Annotated in this window: 13 protein-coding genes and 6 pseudogenes; 11 read left to right on the forward strand and 8 right to left on the reverse strand. The window is 58.9% G+C overall.

Translation table 11 applies throughout. The features are described from left to right. Positions 1-202 precede the first annotated feature (202 nt). Positions 203-283, reverse strand: a pseudogene (locus IVA93_RS30645) (FitA-like ribbon-helix-helix domain-containing protein); the annotation flags it as partial. 544 nt (positions 284-827) lie between these two features. Here IVA93_RS30645 and IVA93_RS30650 point away from each other — a divergent pair. The 5 genes and pseudogenes from IVA93_RS30650 to IVA93_RS30665 all read left to right on the forward strand — a co-directional run. Continuing rightward, positions 828-1,258: pseudogene (locus IVA93_RS30650) on the forward strand (integrase core domain-containing protein); the annotation flags it as partial. 1,036 nt (positions 1,259-2,294) lie between these two features. Beyond that, positions 2,295-2,621, forward strand: coding sequence for a GcrA family cell cycle regulator (locus tag IVA93_RS30655; RefSeq protein WP_083926576.1), 327 nt, complete (start codon positions 2,295-2,297; stop codon positions 2,619-2,621). 1,135 nt (positions 2,622-3,756) lie between these two features. After that, positions 3,757-5,091: an oxygen-independent coproporphyrinogen III oxidase gene (gene hemN, locus IVA93_RS30660; protein WP_018459901.1), complete on the forward strand. Its 1,335-nt coding sequence runs from the start codon at positions 3,757-3,759 to the stop codon at positions 5,089-5,091. A 231-nt stretch (positions 5,092-5,322) separates the two neighbouring features. Beyond that, positions 5,323-5,448, forward strand: coding sequence for a hypothetical protein (locus IVA93_RS40820; protein WP_256374451.1), 126 nt, complete (start codon positions 5,323-5,325; stop codon positions 5,446-5,448). A 1,284-nt stretch (positions 5,449-6,732) separates the two neighbouring features. Beyond that, positions 6,733-8,286, forward strand: coding sequence for a carbohydrate porin (locus tag IVA93_RS30665; protein ID WP_247282780.1), 1,554 nt, complete (start codon positions 6,733-6,735; stop codon positions 8,284-8,286). Positions 8,287-9,069: 783 nt separating this feature from the next. Here the strand turns inward: IVA93_RS30665 and IVA93_RS30670 are convergent. The 3 genes from IVA93_RS30670 to IVA93_RS30680 all read right to left on the reverse strand — a co-directional run bounded on the left by IVA93_RS30670 (position 9,070) and on the right by IVA93_RS30680 (position 11,647). After that, positions 9,070-9,999: a TauD/TfdA dioxygenase family protein gene (locus IVA93_RS30670; protein ID WP_018459905.1), complete on the reverse strand. Its 930-nt coding sequence runs from the start codon at positions 9,997-9,999 to the stop codon at positions 9,070-9,072. A gap of 406 nt (positions 10,000-10,405) precedes the next feature. Next, positions 10,406-10,909 carry a pectate lyase family protein gene (locus tag IVA93_RS30675; protein ID WP_247541869.1) on the reverse strand — a complete coding sequence of 168 codons (504 nt, stop codon included), beginning with the start codon at positions 10,907-10,909 and terminating at the stop codon, positions 10,406-10,408. A gap of 12 nt (positions 10,910-10,921) precedes the next feature. Beyond that, positions 10,922-11,647, reverse strand: coding sequence for a pectate lyase family protein (locus IVA93_RS30680; RefSeq protein ID WP_247789318.1), 726 nt, complete (start codon positions 11,645-11,647; stop codon positions 10,922-10,924). Between the two features lie 360 nt (positions 11,648-12,007). Here IVA93_RS30680 and IVA93_RS30685 point away from each other — a divergent pair. The 5 genes and pseudogenes from IVA93_RS30685 to IVA93_RS30695 all read left to right on the forward strand — a co-directional run. After that, positions 12,008-12,619 (forward strand): annotated as a pseudogene (locus IVA93_RS30685) (transposase family protein); the annotation flags it as partial. Between the two features lie 117 nt (positions 12,620-12,736). Then, a complete protein-coding gene (locus IVA93_RS41290; RefSeq protein WP_245288390.1) occupies positions 12,737-13,027 on the forward strand; it encodes a transposase in 291 nt (96 codons plus the stop codon). Positions 13,028-13,037: 10 nt separating this feature from the next. Beyond that, positions 13,038-13,595: pseudogene (locus IVA93_RS41295) on the forward strand (DDE-type integrase/transposase/recombinase); the annotation flags it as partial. A gap of 13 nt (positions 13,596-13,608) precedes the next feature. Next, a complete protein-coding gene (locus tag IVA93_RS41300) occupies positions 13,609-13,866 on the forward strand; it encodes an integrase core domain-containing protein (RefSeq protein WP_524536219.1) in 258 nt (85 codons plus the stop codon). 169 nt (positions 13,867-14,035) lie between these two features. After that, positions 14,036-14,224 (forward strand): annotated as a pseudogene (locus IVA93_RS30695) (transposase); the annotation flags it as partial. A gap of 278 nt (positions 14,225-14,502) precedes the next feature. On the opposite strand, the gene IVA93_RS30700 reads toward IVA93_RS30695, so the two are convergent. The 4 genes and pseudogenes from IVA93_RS30700 to IVA93_RS30715 form a co-directional block, all read right to left on the reverse strand. Beyond that, positions 14,503-17,658: a Ulp1 family isopeptidase gene (locus tag IVA93_RS30700; protein WP_524536218.1), complete on the reverse strand. Its 3,156-nt coding sequence runs from the start codon at positions 17,656-17,658 to the stop codon at positions 14,503-14,505. 634 nt (positions 17,659-18,292) lie between these two features. Then, a complete protein-coding gene (locus tag IVA93_RS30705; RefSeq protein WP_026233973.1) occupies positions 18,293-18,661 on the reverse strand; it encodes a hypothetical protein in 369 nt (122 codons plus the stop codon). A 90-nt stretch (positions 18,662-18,751) separates the two neighbouring features. Continuing rightward, positions 18,752-19,101 (reverse strand): annotated as a pseudogene (locus IVA93_RS30710) (transposase); the annotation flags it as partial. Between the two features lie 238 nt (positions 19,102-19,339). Next, a complete protein-coding gene (locus tag IVA93_RS30715; RefSeq protein WP_247285483.1) occupies positions 19,340-20,560 on the reverse strand; it encodes an IS701 family transposase in 1,221 nt (406 codons plus the stop codon). Positions 20,561-21,318: 758 nt separating this feature from the next. Between IVA93_RS30715 and IVA93_RS30720 the strand changes: the two genes are divergently transcribed. After that, on the forward strand, positions 21,319-21,963 hold the full coding sequence (locus IVA93_RS30720) for an FMN-binding negative transcriptional regulator (RefSeq protein WP_018455512.1): 645 nt from the start codon (positions 21,319-21,321) through the stop codon (positions 21,961-21,963). Positions 21,964-22,208 lie beyond the last annotated feature (245 nt).

The raw sequence follows: 22,208 nt of genomic DNA on the forward strand, positions 1-22,208 counted from the left end.
GTGCAGGCGCAAGAACACCGTCTCATCGAGCGGCGTCCATCCTGCTTCGCCGATGACCTTATCCCACCGCTGGATAAGATCCTGCGGCGGCTCTCGCCTTCGATGACGCAGCTCGATTTTGACTCCTTGAGGAGAAGGTTTAATTGCGCGGGCCCGCCGCAACGCCCTGGCCAGGGGGCCTGGCTCGGAACGCCGGCGCGCCCGTCAGGAGGCGCAGCCGGCCCTCGGGACGCACGGCGGCCTCCAGAATGGCGCACATTTCCGCTTCCGCGCTGCGATTGTGCTACGCCGGCGGATTTTCCCCTCGTAGGCAGCACCATTCTCAAGCGCGATCGGGCTGCACGACCGGGTCCACGAAGGTGATGTGCAACGTGATCGGCCCTCTAGAACCGTCGAGCAACACGCGAAGCCTGCTGCGCGTAGCACCGAACCCGAGAACGACTCCTTGCTTGCCGCTCAGACGCGGTCCAGCCGCTTCGCAAACGACTACACGTTCACCTACGGTCCAGTCGTGGAGCGTACTTTCACTGGCACATGTCACTTTGAGTGTCCCAGGACTTTACCCGTCCCAACTCCAACCACGCCGAAAGAGACACGCAGTTAACGATCGCACATCGGTCCCTCCGTTTCCGACACGCCTCGAAATGCTGCAAGACTCGCATAATTGCGGCCCGAGGCCTAGTCGAATGTTAGAGCTCTGCCTGGCGGTTCAGGGCCGGACTGGATCCACCAGTTGGAGTACGAACCTCCCGAAGCTGGTCTACTTTGAATTGGAGGATCCTTTTTGCAGTGGCGTTTATCCATTGGTCTAGGAGGGGCCTAACGGGCGTGTGGCGCGGGAACTGGACCGGCTGATGATCGAGCGCGGCAAGCCCAGGATGGTGGTCAGCGATAACGGCAGCGAACTCACCAGCAACGCCATCCTGGTGTGGGCCGACCAAAGCCGTGTCGAATGGCACGACATCGCGCCGGGCAAACCCATGCAGAACGCCTTCGGCTGTGGGATGAGCTGTTGAACGAGACGTTGTTCACGTCACTGGCACAAGCCCGCGTCACGCTTGGAAGTTGGCGGGCCGATTACAACGACACAAGACCACACTCGCAGCTCGGATGGAGAACCCCGTCCGAGTTCGCGATGACCTGCCACCCGCGCCGGGATCTGGCGCTGCGCTATGCCGAAGGCTCCGCGCCAGCTCCCGTCGCTGCCACCACCCAACCGGGCAAATCCAACGGCACGGCCGAACTCAGGATTGGATAAAACCTGGGGGCAAGGTCAGGCGCTCTCAGGGCAATGAGCGTTCTGTCCACCGTCGCGACGATATCCGCGACCGTGCTGTGGTCGGCATCGCGGTGGTGCTGTTCACGACGCATGACCATTCGGAGGTTGCGCCACGTTCTCCGATGCCGCGATCGGACTGACAGTCTTACGCTGCTGAGCATGGACAGGAGGACTTCATCTTAATAAAACTGGGAGTCTAATACTTCTGCGGCGGGTCCACAATTGTGACGCTTCGCTCTGACGAGAATATTGTGTGATTTGAATCCACGGCTACGATGTCGCGGTATTTTGTTATCGACCAATATGGACCGTACGGGCTGCCTTCGCAATAATGGACGGGATCTTCCCTTCGCAGCCGCTCGAAACAAGTCCAAACGGTATCACCTTCAAAACGCTTGGGCTCGCTTACATCAAAACGGCTCAGCGGGATGTCAGCCTCCTCGCAAGCGTTCTCTGCCGATAAGGCTGTCATGATTGTCTCGCGGACATTGGCGTGAAATTTTGAAAGATCGGCTCATGCGCTATTTTGCACTCGCATGGAAGCTCGGTCGAAACACAGCGAGCTGGGCCCTACAGTAACAATGTGTGACGGATGTCATGGCTCGGCTTCGCGAGAGCTCTCTGAAATTATCTTACGGCCGAAGTTACTTGGGAACTTGGTTCGGCCCCCGTCGATAAAGAAAAGTGGAAAGGCGAGCGAAGCTCCCCTATCAAGATTGGGGAGGCGCGCGAACTCGCTTTGTGGTAGTCAACATCAGGACGCAAGCACTCGCCGCGATGGCACCCAGCGGCACGCCCGGTTGCCACTCGACTACTTATATTACGCGAGCAGATGGCACCCTAATCACGGTAGGGACTAAGAAGAGAGCGCGGTGTGCCAAGGACACTCGTTTTCCTTCACTCGCGAGCGGGCTTTCTTAGAATGAATGAACAGGAGACCAAACCGGCGATCGTGCGCGAGCCGGACGAAGAGTAAACTAACCTGGGCGTCACAACTGGCACTAAAGTATCCTCCATGCGCTGGAATAGAAGAGAATTGGCACAGCTGGAAAAGCTCTGGGCCGCGGGACAGAGTGCCGCGCAGATCGCGCGTCATCTCGAGTGCAGTCGCAACGCAGTTTGCGGCAGGCTAGCTCGGTTGGGCCTCACTCGAGGTCACAAGCCACCAACAGCAAAACCCAAGATTAGACCCGCCCCGAAGCGAGGGCCGACGGCGATGGCGGCTGGTCGCGACTTCGTCGGAAAGAAGCTGTCGCAAAGGGCGCTAGATAGCCAGCCTCAGGAAATGAGCAAGCGGCAGCTTTACGCGATGCTAGCTGAGGCAGTCAGGAATACCGCGTAGAGCTATCAGGCGCGCCGCGATCTCCCGGGCCTATGCGCCGGATGGTCCATTCGGACGATTTGCTTGTTGGTTTGCGCGCTTTGTGGCTATGGGACGAACAGTGGCGTCGAGTAGACTGTTCGCGGCGGAGGCTCGATCGTAGGTCAATTCATTCAATCTCAAGAGGCTGGATGCTCTGAATTAGAAGAAGAATGCGTTCTGGTTCTTGAGCCTCGGTTTCGGCTATGCGTCTTCGGGGAAGCGCCCGACGTCCTGGCTTGCGCCGGTGTTTGGAAGTTTCTGCACACGCCTGCCCGACGAAGTACACGAGCTCGGGTGAAGCCGCTTGACCGTGAGCCTGTCCGGATGGAACCTCCGACAGGTACCGCCCCGGCGTCGGTGACAAGCTCAGCCTTGGAGCAACTTCACGGACCGCCGAGCTCTCGAGATATTGTCCGACCTCGGTCGAAGAAATAGACCCCTGCAGTGCCCAGGCACAAGACGACCACCACCCACCATAGGTGCCTTGACGATCTGTGCAAAACCGGTGGCAAGTCTGAAACGGCTGTTCAATTGCATCGATCACTTCTCGCTCGCCTACCCGGTGATTACTTTTTCCATACCAACTCGAGAACAGACTCACGCCAACAGCCGTGGCGCCGCGCGACACCGACGATCCGCGCATTGGTGAAGTCGACTACGTACCGGGATGTCCCCGAGCCGGCGCAGGATCCCTGGGTGGATGGGGAATACGCCAGGCAGAAGTCAACTACCAAACCTGGTCAGTTGCTGAAGATTGCGAGGCGACGTATCAAATTTGATCGATGAACCTCTCACGAGTCAGGTCGTGGAGCAGTTCCAGCTCTAGCAGCGTCAACGGCCCCGGCGGATGTCTCGTTGGCGAACGTCGGAGATTCGCGAAGCGGAGTTGAATCTGGGGCCCCGCCGTGGCCGTGTTGATTCGAGTATCTCGCCTGCAGCAGTTGTTCTCTGTCTTCGAGAGGAACGGCTTGCTATCCCACACCGCGTTTCGTCAGCAGATCGGCCGTCACGCAAGCTTCCAATTGTCTAGCGACATTCCGGATACTATCGGCAAAAAGGAATGCAAAAGACTTCGCTTGCGACCACAAACTTCGTAAACATAGGATAACAATCGTTGCAGACCTCGGTCCTGGAAAAGTATTGCGATGCTCGCCTTCCTTGGTACACCATTTATCCAACTGTAGCCCAGTTCTCCACGGTGGTCGGCGCCGAAGCCTGTGAGAAATGGCTGCAGCGCCTGCCGGTTAATGAGTCCGTGTCGCTCTATTTCCACGTTCCGTTCTGTCGATCGATTTGCTGGTATTGCGGCTTCGCTCGAAGCATCACTCGCCGGGATTCACCCATCCTAGAATATTTGGCGGTTCTTCGTAAGGAGATCGAGTTGGTCGGGGCGCAGGTGCCGCAACGGCTGCCTGTGAGCGACGTGCACTTCGGCGGTGGAACGCCGACCCTCATCGAGCCCGCGCAGTTCGGGGCGCTGATGGAACTTCTGCGCCGCCGCTTTGCGGTTTCGAAAACGGCCGCCATCGCTGTTGAGATCGACCCGCGCACGTTCACGCTCGCCACATCCGAAGCGTTAGCGGCTGCCGGCGTGAACCGGGCGAGCCTGGGCGTCCAGAGCTTCGATCCAATTGTTCAAAAGGCCATTAACCGCGTTCAGAGTGAGGCACAAACAGAGCGCGCTGTCGAAATGCTGCGGCAGCATGGAGTAATCCGCATCAACTTCGACCTCATCTACGGTCTGCCAAATCAGACGGTGCAGTCCTGCGTTCAGACCGCGACTACGGCGGTGGCCATGCGACCAGACCGGCTTGCGGTATTTGGCTACGCGCACGTTCCTTCCTTTAAGAAGAACCAGCGCCTGATCGACGAGGCAACGCTGCCAGACAGCCCTGCCCGTGCAGAACAGGCCGCGGCGATGGCCAATACACTGATTGCTGCGGGCTACCGCCAAATCGGACTCGACCATTTCGCCTTGCCGGACGATGAGCTCACGCTGGCGCAGAAAGCCGGTCGCCTGCGGCGGAACTCACTGGGTTACTCGGCCGACACCCGCCATAAAGTCATCGGCTTTGGCCCGTCGGCCATCGGCCGCCTTGGCGACGGTTACGTCCAGAACGAAGTTGAAGCGGGTTCTTACAGCGACCAAATCAATGCCCGCCGTCTGGCGACGGCAAAGGGCTACTGTCTCAGCCTCGAAGACCGCGTCCGGGCCGCAATCATCGAGCGACTGATGTGCGATTTCGAAGTCGACGTGCCGGCAATTTGCATGACTCATGGATTTGACCCGGTCCCTTTCCTCGGTTCACCCGAACGCTTGGCAATGCTCGCCGAGGATGGGATCGTGGAGGTGGAAAAGGGATTCATCCGCGTGAGGCAGGAGCATCGTTTTCTAACTCGCGCTGTGGCCGCCGCATTCGATGCTTATCTTGGCGCGCCGCTCTGCTAAGACCAGCCAAGGAGCGCTGATCGTATGAATGCATCACCTTCGGTTATGCGCTCAGAAGCCCGGGTAACGATTTTCGCTCACCTGGTGCACTCACGTACAGCGCCAAATTCGTAAACGACGCCGTGCGCAGCTGCGCGACGAGAGCCGACCCGGCCCTACCGCGAAGACGGCTAGGCGAGTTGCTGCCGGGAATTGGACGCCCCCGACTGCAACGCAGTCCGCTCAAGCGGCGTGACCGACAAAGTTCATCACATCACCACCATTGCCCGTGTGGCCGCGGACCTCGACCAGGACGACGACTGGCTGCGGGAGGCCGCCAACAAAATGGCGATCGAGGACGGCTTCATCTGGGTCTAGCGCGCCGGAGAAGATGAGATCTAGGCGTTCAGCGACTTCGGTATCGAAAACCTGATCAAGCTCGTCCGGATGTACGAGGATATTTCGACCTCCTCAAGCGCTGGCAGCTCGGGATACCGCAATCAGCCTGCGGTCTACGCTGGATACGAACTCCCAGCAAAGAGGAGCGCTTCGTGGTGATGCACGACGGATCCTATTGATGTGCATGGTCGCCGCTCGACCGGGATCGCTACGGACCGCTGCGTGCAATCCAGAGCAGCAGCTGGCGACGCGATGAGCTAGACCAAAGAGCACAAAAGGACCAGCGCCGGCGCGACACGGCGCCAACGATAATCGAGCACCACAGTTAGAACCGGATCCCGCGGGATCGAAACAAGTTTCCGTAAGAGCCTCGCGCAACCGAAATCGAAGCGACCTTCCCGAATAGCACCACTCGATGCTGCCATACCGGAGTTCGTCCCTGATGCCGGGACGGTCTCGCGCCGAGCGGCACGATACCTACGATTCGCACAGCGAGGCCGACGTCCCGCGCCCGGTCAACCTACCAAACCTAGCAATTGATGGAGATGACGGACACATGCCAGTCAGTGCCGGTGAAACTCGCTCGGGCCACATCAAGGACGAAGTCGCGATGCGATATAGATTCGGTAAATCCAATCGAGCTGATGGATGTTCTGTCTGGTCCCGCAGCTATCAAAACGCCTCCAATCGCGCTCTCCACCTTCCCATGAGAGCCAATCAAGGCCTCGTGCCGGCCTCAGCGAGCTTACGGGCGTCAAAAGATGTTAGCCCCTTCTGCCCGCCTGTGCTTCATCCCATGGACCGAGCTGCAGGCGTTTCTAGGGTCCGGCGTGTTCTTATGCGAGCTCAGCTACTGGCGGGGCTCTCTGTTGAAGAACATCCTCGTGGCAGCGGATTTGTCGCGAGACTCCCTGGGCTCCGTGCGCTGGCCGCCAATCTCTTGCCAGCGAACGTCACATCGAGCAGGCCACTCTCCGACTCGACACGGTGCAGCAGATGCTTGCACTCGATTAGCGATCGAGCGGCTGGGTTGCGCCGCGCTGGGTACCACCAGGTTGGCCACGCTGCGCCAGCAGTGGTGATAGCACGGAAGGCTGGGCGGGTCTCGTTGGCATAAAGATGCCGCTCGGCCTCAAGCGTCACCTACATCGCCTTGAGCGCTAGGATCGCGAACCGGCCTAGGCCGTCGGGTGGACGTGCACCTTATTCAAATCGACGGACGTGGAAATCACGATGCATTGTTGCGGTATAGCGCCAGTATCCATGCGGGCAGACTCGGCTGGCGCAGTTGCTTTCATCTCTCGACCAAGTGCGAAGCCAAGAGGGCGTATTCTCCTTTCCCTGATAGCTAGTCTCGCCTGCAGTTCGGCGGAGGCAGAACCTCGTGATATCTCTGGCCCTAGAAGTCACAGCCCCGATGAGCTCGCCGAGGCAAGAAGCCAAACAATCTCGAATCCGGCTGTAACCTTCCGAAGCGGCAGGCCCAAAGGAGCAGCGCGCCTTTCTGGAAACTCGCTGCCAAAAGCAGCTAGGTCTACCACAACGGGCGATAGTGCGGAGGTCACCGCCAAGAGCAGAAGTCAAAAGCAGAATGACCCATTCGCAAAATTCGAGAAGCTCCGCGAAAAAGGTGCGGCGTTCACTGGTCCTGGTCCTGCGGACACCGTAGATCAGGATACAGCTTCTGTCAGATCCGAGCTTTCGGATCTCGGGATTGGATTCGCTGGCTGGACCCTAAACACGTTTATCAACAATCAACTCGGTAATGCGGCCAGAAGCACCATCGCCAATCAACAATATGTCGGCCAGAATCCGACATTTAGTACGGTCAACTCTATGATCGTGACCTATGACCTCGCTCGGTTTGGAATTCCCGACGGTCAGATCGTCGTGGGAGCCGAGCATCAATATTGGACATGGAAGAGCGCCGGGCCAGACCGACTGGGAATCAATGCAGTTTCCTACTATCAAACATTGTTCGAAAGGAAGATCGAACTCAAAGTGGGTTACCTCAGGAACCAACATGAGTTTGCGGGTGCCGGAGAAAAAGTTTTTGGACCCTCGTCGAAGATGCTGTTCCAAGCAGGCATGAGCAACAATTGGGCGCCAACGCCGGCTCTTAATCTGAAATACAACTTTGACGATCGCTTATATAACAAGCTCTCAATCCAGCGCTCGCTTAGTCCGGCCGGTCAATATGCGCATGTAAGCGAAAATCCCACTGGCTTGAACTGGAGCACGCGCGACGCGGGCATTCTTTTGCTTGATGAAGTTTGCTATAAGAACAAGCCTACTCCCGGCGTACCCGAGACTTGGCTGCGGGCTGGCGTGGGCTTTAACAACAGCAGCTACACGGACCTACAGCATCCGACGCAACCGACGGCCAAGGCGAACAGCGTCTACTATGTAGCTGCGGATAGGCAATTCTGGCAGTCTGCCGTCCATGGCTCGGCATCTCGCGGAATCTATGGCGGGTTCTCTGTGATGTACGCTCCGCCTGACCTAAATAGGGCTAGTCAGTACTACGAGCTTCGCCTGTATGCGAAGGGCCTGTTTGACAGCCGGCCCACTGATCAGATGAGTCTTGTTGTCAACAACACCATCTGGAGCCATTTCGCGGTGGACGCTGCATTGGCGAAAGAGCAGCTGGCGCACCGGGACAGCACAGCAATTTCGGGACTGTATACGGCGCATCTGGCGCCCGGGATATATACAACCGTAGGACTGACGTACATCAATCACCCGACAAGCATTACCTACACGCCGCAAACAGGACACGCCCTGAATATCTTGGTATCTACGTCGGTATTCTTCTAGGCTCTGAGGACTGCGCGGAGCGGCATGTAGTCGATGTCCCACTCGCCCTTTTCAACGGTATGGGCCACCCATCACGGCGATTTTGGTATCCGCTTTGCTCCTGACGCGAAGCCGGGTACCGCGTAAATTGAGCCTTGATATCCAACGTAGCATGCTGTTGGGAATGGTAGGTTAGAGCCTTTGCTGCTTCGGTCTACGAGCGATAGGCCGACGTCGTACTTGCGCAAGAGCTATACCCTCCGGCCGCGGAATGATCTCCCATGCTCATTTGTTCAATCGAGTGCTGAGCTTGCGGCAGCGACATTGCTTTCGGATGATTGCTGGTGCAGCTCGTCAGAATCGCGCCCGAGCTCGTACTCTGCCATGACAGGCCGAAATCGTGCCCTCGGAGCTTAGTTCACGCCGAAGAGGTGTGGTAAGCGGAACCGCGACACAGATGCCAAAGCTACCCAACTACGGTAATCGCTGTATCTGTCCGACGGTCGTGGCGCTGGCCGAATGGCAATGCGCGAGGTCGACGGACACGTGCCCCCCCTTCGGCGGCAAATCGACCGGACGCGGCCGGATGACTTGCGCCACTCGAATGCTGACTCATTTTCGTCGGTCGAGACGAGCTTTAGCATCTTACTCCAGCAAGGAGGTCGCCTCCCGAGTCTGCGGCGCGTTAGCCCTCCCATCCAATTGCGCGTGGCGTTCTGCTGGGTTCACTTCTCTTCTCAAACATCTATTCGCGCGAACATGCGATAAGAGCAGTGCATGATTGGTGAATTTTGCCGAGCCTTGCTAGGCAACCTTCGTGGACGGGTGCTTCGTCGTCTTGAGGCGCGTTACACTGCTTCGACCGTCGACGCTGACGGGCGCGTCACCATCGATTGTGGCACGATGAACGACGCGATGCTGGTCACCGTAATCGTTGACCGCATAATGCTGCGTTGCGCGGTTATCCCAGATCGCGACATCGCCTTCTTTCCAGCTCCAACGTACGGTGTTTTCGGGTGCCGTGATATGAGACTGGAATAGATCAAACAGCTTCTGACCGTCGCGTTTTGGGATACCAATAAACCTTTGCACCAGATCGCCGAGCACCAGGGCGCGCTCGCTGGTCTCGGGATGTACACGGACCACCGGGTGCTCCGTCTCATAGATCGTTTTGGTAAAGACCTCATCAAAATGCTTCTGGTCGATTTCGCGAACACGGCAGGTCCCAGCGTAGTCGAAGGCGTTGCTGTGAACGGTCCAGAGTTCGTCGGCAAGCCGTTGGAGCGGCCGCGGCAGATCCAGATAGGCGGCCACAGCGTTCGACCAAATCGTATCGCCACCGGACGATGGGACCACAATGGCTCGCAGCACCGCAAGTCTAGGATACGCCGCGAGAAAGGTTCCATCGGCGTGCCATACATCGGCCCGGCTACCTCCGCGCGCGGAATCAAGCTCGATGATCGAGGCCGTTCCATTGACCGTACCGAGTGTCGGATGCGGCACCAGCCTTCCCAAACAAGCAGCAAATCGCTCCTGCTCCGCGTCATCAAGATGCCCCTGATCGCGGAAGAAGATCACCTTGTGTTCGAGCAGCAAGCTGGTGATCTCAGCGATGGTTTGGCGCGGTAAATCACCCGAGAGCTTAATATTTCCGATTTCAACACCGATGCGCGCTGCGCGCTTGACGACGTCGGTCAGTGGAATGACCCTCTCGGTCGAAGCCGTTTGTTTCATTGCGAATATTTCCAAGCTTTGCGGATTCTTCAAGCGCACTAGGGCGCGTGTGACTAGGTTTCGTAGGCGAGCCTCGCGCTACGGGTACTCTCGAGCAAGCACCATGCCAGTTGGAAAACGGAGCTGTGAACGTCCCTCAGGTACGGGACCGGGTTTGAGTCGAACAGTTTGCCAGGAACTCGATGCCACCCCCCACCCTCTTTCCAACCCACCCGGGCCGGCGGCGAAAGGTATAGGGCGCATAGTCGATAGAAAATGTACCGCTCGGCACTCGAAGAGAAAGGCCATACGGTCCTCGTGCAACGTCGGGCAGCCAGCCTTGCGCGCTGTTCTCGTCCAGTATGCGCACTCCGCTTAACAGTTTGCGGCAATCGGCCAGTCTCGAGCCGCCTCTGCGAACGGACCATCACCGGCTCTCAAGGTGTCCGGGACCTGCCTTGGCCGTGATCACTGCCGAAACAGCATCGGCTGGAAATGGGAGAGGAATAGATGACCCTGGAAGAGCTCCAAACGATTGAACTACGGCTTCATCCAGGCGAAAGCCATTGATCCGCGGCACTGGGCTCGCGATGTTCTCGATGCACCGACGTCCGAGCACGGTAAGGCAGATGTTCTGCACGGTCCGGCTGGATTTGCCCAACAAGCCAAAGATATGTCCACTACCAGTCTTTACAGGTGTTTCAATGTTGTCAAAGTAGTTGCCCTCGATCAGCACTTGCACAGATGGTCCAGCATCCACTGCATGGAAGAATCCGCCGCTCTGTTGCGCATTCGTGTTGTGGAAGTAATTGTTGAGGAGATGAATAATAGCCTGGGCACCGTCAATGTGCGGCGCCCGCCCTGAGATCTCATGGAAATAGTTATTTGCGATGGTGATCGTCTGCGGGACACCAAGAAAAGGAGATTCCAATAGTGCTCCCCGTTACAATAGGAGGAATAGGTATCGCTGCCATCGAAGTCGTTCCAGGAAATCGTACGTCGTAGGGCCAAGGCCGCCGGCAATCATCTGCCGCCCGATATTATGAAACCGGTTGTGATCGATCCAAACCAGGTCGGCTCGTGCAATTGCAATAGCATCGCCGGCAAATATCATGCCTTGATTGATATCACTGATGGTCAGGTTGCGAATAACGACGTTGCTGACCCCATTTAGGCGCAGCCCCTTCCCTTTGATTGTCGCGCTCGGGCCAACGCCGATCACCGTCTTGTTTGAGCCAATCTCCAGCGGGTGCTTGCCGGCCCTGTCGAAGCCGACCAATGTCTTCTCCTTGCCGTCGCAATGCGCATCGTTGCCATCTATAAGGAGAAGGGACTCACTTTTATACGGTGCCGAACAAGCACGGCCGTATTGGCAACCCTGCCCCTCGCCTTGCCCTTCCGTACCGGTAAAGTCTATGGTTCCGGCTACCTGAATCTCGCGCGGACTACTGTCATTGCAGCGCCCGAAGCTGTACGAACGACACAACTCATACTTCAGAGCTTTGGTTGATCTGACCTGAACTACCTCGCCTCCAAGGCCGCCCGTCGCTGCAGAGCCAAAGCCATTGAGGGCTTCCGATCGCACATAGTTCGATCCGAGCACGGAAGAGACGCCGACGACGACAGCAAGTCCACCGAGCACGCGCAACGACCGTTTGATGTGCTTCATCGTGTCCCTCATAGGCATGTGCTCTCTTTTACCCGGAAAACCCGCACGAGGACTTGAACTCTCGAACTCAAATGCTGAACTGGAATAGGCCATCAGCATCCGGCGTTAACGCCATCAGATCGTCCTCAATAAGGCAGGATCGGAATATCGGAACCATGCTACGCAACAGGTGCAGCCGCACGCTCCGCACCAGCTGTGATGGATCTGGGTAGCCATTGAGCCAATCACGGCCGATGAGAGCAGCGGTCGACCTTCGAGAGCCCCGTCAGAGGAATACTGTGGGGTGCAACACGTCTGGCCTAGGAGTTTAGTCCCAAGTTTTGATGGTGCATTCTTATCGCACGATTCGAAGGATGCGCTATGGGACAAGTTTTACACGGCTGCGCCACGACGACGGAGGCGGTCCGTCGAACAATACAAAATAGTCAAGAGAGCCTGAGAGTGCTCGCCAAGCGCTACGGGATCAACCAGAAGACTGTCGCGAAGTGGAGGGAGCGCGAGACCGTCGCCGATCTCCCGACAGGCCCCAAAGAAGCCAAATCGACCGTGCTTTCCATCGAGGAGGAGGCGATCATCGTCGCTTTCCGGCGGCATACGCTATTGCCGCTCGACGATTGCCTCTATGCGCTCCAGCCGACCATCCCGCATCTGACGCGATCATCCCTGCATCGCTGTCTCCAGCGCCACGGGATCAGCCGATTGCCGGAGGTCGGAGGCAGCAAGCCTCCGAAGAAAAAATTAGAGGCTTATCCGATCGGCTATTTCCACATCGACATTGCTGAGCTCCAGACCGCTGAAGGCAAGCTCTACCTCTATGTCGCTATCGATCGCACCAGCAAAGTCGCCTTCGTGCAACTGGTCAGGAAGACGGGAAGGACCTCGGCCTCGATCTTCCTCGAAGCTCTCATCGCGGCTGTCCCCTACAAGATCCACACGGTTCTCACCGACAATGGGATCCAGTTCACTTTCCCCCCGCGCTACGCGGACGGCCCCACGGCAAGAGAGCTGGCTCCGCAAATTCGGACAGTAGTTTGAGTGGATTTTCTGCCTGACAGCGGCGAGGATTCTTGCCGCGAATCAGGAGCGAAGATGACGAAGAAGAGCCGCCGGACGCATTCTCCGGCATTCAAGGCGAAGGTTGCTTTGGCTGCGGTCAAGGGCGACAAGACGCTGGCGGAGCTGGCGCAACTGGTTGATGTTCATCCGAACCAGATCACGATCTGGAAAAACCAGCTCCTGGAAGGCGCCGCCGGCGTGTTTGGGCATGACAAGGCATCGGCCGAGACGCCGGTCGATTTGAAGGCGTTACATGCCAGATCAGCGAGCTGGCGTTGGAAAACGATTTTTTGTCCGGCGCGCTCACCAAGGCGGGCCTGCTGAGCGCAAAGCGATGATCGACCGCGGTCATGATCTTTCTATCGTGCGCCAGGCGAAGGTCCTGAAGCTGGCTCGCAGCACGGTCTACTATGAACCTCGGCCAGTTTCGGCCGAGGACCTTGCCTTGATGCGTCGGCTCGATGAGCTGCATCTCGATTATCCCTTCGCGGGAGCGCGTATGCTGCGATCGTTGCTGCGGCGGGAGGGCGTATACGCCGGTCGCCGCCACATCGCGACGCTGATGAAGCGCATGGGGATCGAGGCGGTCTATCGTCGCCCGAACACGAGCAAGCCGGCACCGGGTCACAAGATCTACCCGTACCTGTTGCGCGGATTGAAGATCGAGGGGCCCGACCAGGCGTGGGCAATGGACATCACCTACATTCCGATGCGGCGTGGCTTCGTCTATCTCGCGGCGGTCATCGATGTGTTCAGCCGACGGGTCCTGGCCCATCGCGTCTCGATCACAATGGAGGCGGCCTTCTGCGTCGAAGCGGTCCAGGAGGCGTTGGCGAAGCACGGCAGGCCCGAGATTTTCAACACGGACCAGGGCAGCCAGGTTCACCCGCCTCGAGTTCACCGATGTGCTGCTGGACGCGAAGATCGCCATCAGCATGGACGGCAAGGGCGCCTGGCGCGACAACGTGTTTGTCGAGCGGCTCTGGCGCACGGTCAAATACGAAGAAGTTTATCTCCGCGCCTACGACAGCGTGTCCGAGGCGCGAGCGTCAATTGCCAAGTATCTGGCCTTCTACAATCAGGGAGGCCCTCACTCGAGCCTTGACGGGCGCACGCCCGACGAGGCTTACTTCGGCACGCAAGCTATGGTGATGGTCGCATGACCGTCGCCGACGATTTTGTCGTCGCTCTGGTCGGGCTACGCCCTCCCGACGCAACGACAAAATCGTAAGGCCCCGCGTTCAGCATAACCCGGCAGGAATCCACTTAAACCCCCGCGGGGCGCTGTCCAAACAACCGGGGTCAGCTCTGTCCGCCGCGTCACCAAGACCATCCATCCGCCGCGAGATGAAGCGCCGCGCCGCGGTCGAGCCGGTGATCGGTCACCTCAAGGCCGAACACCGCATGAGCCGCAACCACCTCAAGGGCCGCGCCCGCGACCGAATCAACCCCGTCCTTGCCGCCGCCGGCTTCAACTTCCACCTTTTGCTGCGCTGGTTCGAACGGCTTTTGCGGCCCTGATGCAGAGGCTCCGGTGCATCATCCGCCAGCCGCACTACGCTTGAACCAGCGCGTTGCGGGAAACTTCACGGACGACATCCTACGCCGCATCAGCGCTTTACGCCACGCTCGCCAACCTCTCAGCACGCCGGCGAATAAGACGGGCTAGCTCCGGCTCCGCTCTCGTTGTGAGACACCATCATGCTCTGCGAACGGGCCGATTGCAGACCTTCAATCGGGGCGAAGTTGCACTTCAACCCCTTCAACCAGCTGCGCGCGCTATTCAGTTGAAGCCGACATCAGCCCCTTAGTCGGTTTTGCAATGCCTGCCGGTCGACGACGAGGTTGAGGAGGTTCAGATCTGCCTGCCGTCTTCCCGCGAGCCGTCTGACCAGCTCCCGGGTACCATCGACCACAAAGACACCGCAATCATAGCCGTTCCTCTGCTCGCGTATGAGGGCATCTCGCAAATCGGCTCCCACCCGCGCTGCGAGCGTTTCTGCAGGTCCGGCATTGTATGGCTCTAAGGAGTCGTAGTGATAGGCAACCGGCCTGTCGCGATCGCGGCGATCTACCAGCAGAAACGACCAATGGGAGCCGCGGTCAAGGAGGTCCGTAGCGCTCGCATCACTCACCGGCAAGAACAGGAAGTCGGCCGTATCGTTGCCATTCAGATCGTTGACAATGCGATGGAATGCGTTCAGGGCGTCGCCCTCCGTACCATGGCCCACCTGAAAGGCGATAAGAGGATCGACGAACCGGGTCCGGGCGGCGAGGTTTGGATTGCTTTGCCGCAACTCCTGCGACAGGAGCTCGTAGTCCCGCTGGATATGCGCGTCACCCAGCCATTCCCTGGCTCCGAGCACCCGTCCGCTGCGGTCGCCGGCAGAGGCACTCGCCGTCGAAGCGCCGATCCGGGCATCAGGAACCGAGGATGGGCCAGGGTGATGGATCAGTTGGGCGTCGCGGCGTCCTCGCGGCCCCAATGCGATGGAGTAGGTCTCACCGTTGATAGAGACCGGCTGGGGAGCCATTCGCGAACTCGGCAACAGCATTCTATTGTCCAGTACATCGAGCAGGAAGTCCGGCACCGCCTGTGAGCCATGCTGCCAATCCTCGCCGACGAGATATCCGATCTCCTCGAGCTCTTGCGGCTTGCCTGATGGACCGATGAAGAACGGCGGTCTGCCGGTCGGGCTGAGCACCGGCCTTGACTGGGCGTCGTCACGCATTTCCTGCGGTGTGGACGGCAGATCAGCGAAAGAAGTCAAATCGCGGTAGATGTCTGAGGACCGAGCTGGCGCGCCCTCCGGAGTTGGCCACTCGAAGCCGGACGGCACTCGTGGAGACCAGGTGAAGCTCGAGCCGGCCGGGTCCTGCCAACCGGTCGGTCCAACCGGGCCTTGCGGCGCCGGCCACTCACTTGGATCGAAGTCGGACGGCACGCGCGGGGACCAGGTCGAGCTCGACCTAGCCGGTTCCTGCAAGCCGGCCTGCCCAAACGGACCTAGCAGCGGCGGCCACTCACTTTCGGACGGCGGAGTCGGCAAATCTCGCGCCCAGGTTGAGGTTGAGTTCGACCCAGCCCTCTGCTCAGGGAAGCTCACACCCAGCGCTCTGTTTGCCTCAACGAGTAGCAGATACTGCTTGAGCTTCTTGAGACCCACGCTATCAACTCTCCCTGTGGCTTCCCTGAAAGCCCGGAGGTCTGCGCCCAGCGAGCGCTGCTGCTCACTATTGCCGTTGATTCGACTCGCGATGCTCTCCCTACCCTCTGTGCGGAGCCAATCACTGAACTTGCGTCGGATCGAAGCAGTCTGTTGAATTATTTTTCTTCTCTGTTCGGAAGCTGGGTCGAGGTTTCTCAGCTCTTCGTTAGCCAGGCTCGCGATCAGGCTGGCGTCGTCGTCATAAGCACGAGGTCGTTGTCTGTGTCGCCTGGTCTCGAGACCCAGGTATTGTCGAAAGAGATTGAGTGGGGCGCCCGGCTTTGTGGCTTTCTGGTACGCCGAATGATCTGCGCTCAATGACCGCTGCTGCTCAGCATTGCCCTCGATGCGGTCCATGATGCTCGGCCTGCCCTCTCTTCGAAGCCAATCACTAAAAGAGCGTAGGCTGGACGCCTTCGTCGAAGCGTCGTGTTTCTCCTTGCGAGTCGCGTCGGATCCAAGCTTGGATAGAGCGTCCGTCAAAAAGTCATCGATGATGGAGACGTCCTCCGGATGAGCCGCCAATGTTTGGCGCCCCATCAGGCGGGGCCCGGCGCCGACAGCTTGGAGCCCGTCAGCCCCGATCCTGCGAAGATGAGACAATGCCACGCTGAGGCGATCATCATGATCGCCGCCAGCTTCGACGTACTCGTCGATGTCGACGGCGAGCGACCTTGGCTCGTTGAACGCCCGAGGAGCCAGGGGATCCTTGTTCTGCGCTCGGAGCCAACGAGCAAACCCGTTGAGCGCTATCATATTGTTCCTGATCGTATCAGGGGGAACCGTTCCAGTCCCGCGGCCTCTGGTGCCATCGGGAGCAACTCTGTAGCTTTTGACGTTTTCCACGAACTGGCCGATCATCCGCTCGTCCTCGGGGTGCATCGGTTGCGCTCGCGTACCCACCCAGGCTGGGGCGGATATGGGATTTCCAGCCTGGAAATTCTGGAGTGCATTCAAGGCTGGCCCCACATGGTGCCTGCTATTGGCGCTCGCCACCTTATTAAATTCATCTTTATAGGCTGTCAGCAGCTCAGCATTGCCAAGCAGGTCGTTCAGAGTGACGCCTTTGGGTTGGAGGAATTCGCTGAACTTTCGAAGAGCCATCACATAATTATCGATCGTCTTCGCGGTACGGTTCGCGCTGCCCAATGCCGTCTTGAACTCTTCAATCAGCTCCAGGTCTGCCTCGGACGGACGACTGCGCTTTGCAAAGTCCATGCGAAGCTCCGAGGAGACGACATCAAACGCTGGGCCGCCGGACCACTTCTCACGGTGGCTTCCTCCAAAGACTTTGCTTAGTCCTGATTTGACCCGAGAGAACAGTCCACGGGGCTTGTTGTCCTTCGTCCGCGCCGTAGGTTGTTCCTCCGAGGGCGCTGCGTAGCGCATGCTGCTGAATGGCCCCTCCCGCAAGTCAGACCGGTAATTATTTGCAGCCGAACCAAGATGAGCGTGCGGAACATCGACGCTGTGACGCGCGCTGCTGAACGCATTGCTCCGCAGATTGGACCTTGGCGGCATTCGCATCGAACCACCAACGTCCGTACGCTGGATGTTTTCATGCGACCGTGCGGCTGGAGTGTCGGGGGAACTACCCCCCGAACTCTCCTCAGGAGAGCGGAGTTGCAGCTCGCCCAATTGCTGCTCGAAGCCAGCTTGATCCGCCTCTTGCCGCGCACTCTGCAGCTCCTGCAGCTCGGCGTGCCAGCGCATCCAATAGTCCGGATCGTTATAGATCGGTTCCACACCACTCTCCTACTAGATGAGACGACTCTTCAAGCCGCCTGGCAGCGACACCGGCGCGAAAAGCTAGACGTCAAGATCGCCAATTGAACAACAAGGGACCGTTATCGCGCGCGCTCCGAGCTCGTGCATTGCCGCAGAAGAGCGCCCCGGATTCCTGGGCAACAGCTGAGCTATCGCCAAACCTTAAACCAACGAAACCAAATACTCGCACGGTCCAAAAAGCCATGGTGCCGCCTCCCCCCTTCCAGGCAAGAAGGGCATGCGGCCACACCGCGATCGAAACTGGGCCGCCCCATTGCTGTTGGAAGGCGTCCGGGGTTTGAGAAGTTCCCTTGCAAACTCTCTTCGTCTTCAGTTCAATGTCCTCACATTAGCTACAACCAGCCGGCCGTGCCTGCACAATCAATACTCCAACGCACCTGCGCTCTTAGGACATTGAAGCCTCTCCTTCCGATCATGAAGCTTCACCGCATGTATGATTCGGACTGTACAACCTGACGCTACGTAGACTTCAACCCCGATCGCAGAGCCGGCTCCGGAAATGAGCTATCGCCAAATTTTGGTGACGGACGGGCCGGTCATGCGGCGGCGGTTTTGGGCTGACGGTCGGTCGGCTTGGCGATGCAGCACCTCCTCAGGGCTGAGAATGAAGGCCAGTGTCTTTGGCGCCTTTGGCGCACTGAATGATCTGGTCGAAATCCCAATCGAGGCCGAGCGTGGCGCGGTAGAGAAATCGAAGCGCCGCGACGGTCACTTGCACCGAGCGTGGCGCCAGCTTCTTCTCGTTCGTCAAATAGACCGGGTAGGCGTGCCAATCGGTCGGCAAGTCGTCGTCGGCGATCTCGTGTTCGTCTGCCCGCCGCCTGGGCCGGTTTCCGTCTTCGGCCTCGAGCGCGGACCCTTTCGGAAGGGATCGTGCGCCGGCGGCGCCGCGCCGCTCATCAAGACTGTCGGTGCGGCCCCGGGTGCACACATCGAGATCGGCGCCGCCGTCGCGATCCATGGCGTGCTGCTGCCCCGATCCCGCCTCAGCCCGTCGACGCTCAGGGACGATCGCTTTCGCCTTGGGCGGGTAATCGTCGCTCCGCCTGGCATCGCTCAGCGCATGGAGTTTTGTCGTGCGGCCGCCTCGCGAGCGGCCGATTGCTTGATTGTGCTCCCCCCTTTTCCGCCGGAGGCACACCGGTGAGCTTTAATCGAGGTCGAGTCGAGCGAAAGCGCGACGGCATCTTTGCCGGGCTTGGCCAGCGCTTCAAAGATCGCGCACCATCGTCCGCGCTTTGCCCAACGATTGAAGCGATTGTAGATCCACCGCGCACCCGATTGCAGCATTTGAATGAAGCCGCTGATAATGCGCCGATCGTCGTCCCGATCCGGTCCGGTCAGTCCCGTCGGCAGGTGAGGTTCTATCCGCGCCCACTGCTTATCACAACAGGCCGCCACGCATCGCTCGTCCCCGAATCAAAATATGCGGAAGAGAATCACGTGGCGCAAATTAGGTACAGACCCTAGCATTACAGTTGCTTTTTTGATTTGAAGTGGGCGCGTTGAGCGGCAGCCTGGTGAGCTCTGCGCCAGAAGGACCATGCGATGATGTGTGCGGGTTGAATCCGCTTCCGCGCAAGTCTGATAGCAATGCGGCGGATTTCCTGGATTGACCAACGGATCAGTGGTGGGGTGGTTATGTTTTGGCTTTTGCCGGGGGGCGCCGTTTCGTTTTTTTGGGCGGTGGCGGATTAGCGCGATGTCGGATCGCGGCCATCATGGCGAAGGCGAGCATCACCAAGGACACATGACGGTGCCAGCCATGCCAGGATCTGCTCTCGTTGTGATCGAGCCCGAACTCGTTTTTCGCCGTTTCAAAGCTGTCCTCGATCGCCCATCGATGGCCTTCGACCGCGACCAGCGTTTCAATGGCTGTTCCCGCTGGGCACCAGGTGGTGAAGAAGGCGAGGTCATCATCGGCAATGCGACGACGGATCAGTAGACCGCGTGTCCACAAACCGTCATTTGCACTGTTGGACTGCTCGGCCTCGAGATCCGCCAATTCGAGATAACACCAATCGTGCAGCCGCGGTCCTTTGGTTCCGGCTCCCGCCGACAGGCGCTTCCAGTCGGATGAGCGCCGCGTCCGGGCGAGGTCTGCAGCCGTACCGGCGACCGGCGGTCGCTTGCCCCAGGATCGAAACACATGAGCGCTGCTGACCCCAAGCACGTAGCCTTTGCCTGCCCGACGTAGTTGCTGTTCGATGTTGCCAACACCGTAGACGGTATCACCGGCAACCCACTTGAATGGTACAGACCCGGCTATCGCGCGTGCGATCATTCTCGTCGCAAGCTTTGGTTTGGTCGCAAAGCCGACATCGGCAGGCACATATGTGGCTTCCAGACGATCTGGATCGTCGGTCCATTCCTTCGGAAGATACAACGCGCGATCGATGAACGCATGGCCATGACGCGAAACGTAGGCAGCGAAGACGCCGATCTGGCAGTTCGTGATCTTTCCTGCCGAACCAGTGTATTGCCGCGCCACTCCGCATGACGCTTTGCCCTGTTTGAGAAAACCGGTCTCGTCGATCACGAGCACCGCATCGTCATCCGCCAAATGCTCGATGACATAGTCGTGCACGATATCGCGCAGGGCATCAGCGTCCCAGTCTCCACGACCCAGAATCGCCTGCTGCCGCCATGGGCCGGGATCGCCAGCCGCCTCCGCGCGCATCCAACCGGTCTTGCGCTGCTCATCTCCGAGCAGACCTTCCAGGAACAGACCTGCATTCGTCGCAACACGCTCTTGCGTGAACAACGGACGTATCCGTTGCTTGATCTCTCGAAGCGACGCCGCCCACAACGCAAGCGTCGCCTCAACCGACGCGGCCCGCGCCCACGACATTCGAATCATGGTTGCCCATGGATTCAGAAGCCCGCAACAAAAGCAACTGTAATGCTAGGCTAGGAGGATGGGCCGTCGCTCTTGACGTGCTGGACCGGCGGGAGGCGCTTGAGCTCTTCGCCATTTTCGACCAGCACCAGAACGCGTGGTGCATTCGCATCCCGCGGGAAACAGATAGGCGGCGCGGCTGGGATCCTCGTCATCCTGGATTGCACGTCGGATGTTAGGCCCCTGTCTGCGATATAGGTGGGCCAGATTGGGCCTGTATGTCGCGTGCCAGACACATCGCACAGACGGACGCCTCTTATCGACTTCTTGACCGGCGATCATCACGCCGCCGGAATGGCCAAGATTTCCTTGCTTTTGATATGTCCGTCCAGTGCCGGCGCGGATCTAGCACAACCAGTCACCGCCAACCTGCGACTCGCGGCGCGGCGAGCTGATGCGGCAAGGGCTCAGCCGCAACTCTGGCGTCCCACTCATAGCTCTAAGGTGAAGCTGCTCATGTGCTGCAGTCATCGGCACGAAGAGCCGAATTCGTCTGCAGGCGGCCCGTGGAAGGCAACGGCTGGCCAGCGTGCAAACGCACCCTCCGATCTGCACCTGCACCTTTGACTCATCATAGGCTTACTGGCCCAGGGGCCTAGAGCGCGGAGGAATGAAAATACCCACCAAAACCGATCGTTTCTGTGATCCGACACGAGGCGTACCCTAGTCCGAATCATGAGTCGCCCGGCTTTCCGTCGGGCTGCCGGGGAGCTTCGTCGATGTACACGCCGCCCTCCTTCCAAGTTGTCGATATCACCGACGTTCATCGGACGATGCGCGAGGCACGCACGGCGACACTGATCACCGCTACTCACGAAGGGCTTGTTGGAACGATGCTGCCCGTAGTACTCGACGAGCGCGAAGGCTCCATGGGCACGATTTACGCCCACGTGGCGCGTGCGAATCCGCAGTGGAAGCTGACACCGGCTGGCGAGGCGATGGCCATTTTCGCTGGGCCGGAGGCCTATGTCAGCCCTTCCTGGTACGTGACCAAGCACGAGAGAGGCGAGGCCGTACCGACGTGGAACTATGTCGCTGTGCATGCCTACGGGCCGATCGAATTCTTCGATGATGCCGATCGGCTGCGAAGGGTGGTCACGCGGCTGACCGATGTGCATGAGCGCTCGGGCAAAGACCGCTGGGCGGTGTCTGACGCCCCTGCCGATTTCGTCAAAACGGAGCTGAAGGGGATTGTCGGCCTGCGATTGCAAATTACACGGTTCGATGGCACGCGGAAGATGAGCCAGAACCGCAACGCGGCGGATCGCGCCGGCGTCATCGAGGGGTTATCAAAGAGCGACCGTGACGAAGACCGTCGTGTGGCTCACCTCATTGCGATGACGAACCCGAACGACGTATTGTGAACGACGCGGTACCACCTGCATTTCTCCATATCTCGACTGCTCTCCTTCTGCACAGCGATGCGCCGGCAGCGGAGGGTTCCTGCTCGCGGCAGGTGCTTTTCACAGAGCAGAGAAAACCATACAGGACGCCATCGCTTGCGCGTCAGCTATTGCAACCGCCAACAGCGGCGCGCGGCCCCGAGGCCAACTCCGGAGAAGAAGAGCGGTACACCGGTTGCAATCCGAGGTGCGCTTCGGGGCGCATG

Origin of the sequence: Bradyrhizobium sp. 155, assembly GCF_023101105.1 — a bacterium.
GTDB lineage: Bacteria > Pseudomonadota > Alphaproteobacteria > Rhizobiales > Xanthobacteraceae > Bradyrhizobium > Bradyrhizobium canariense_D.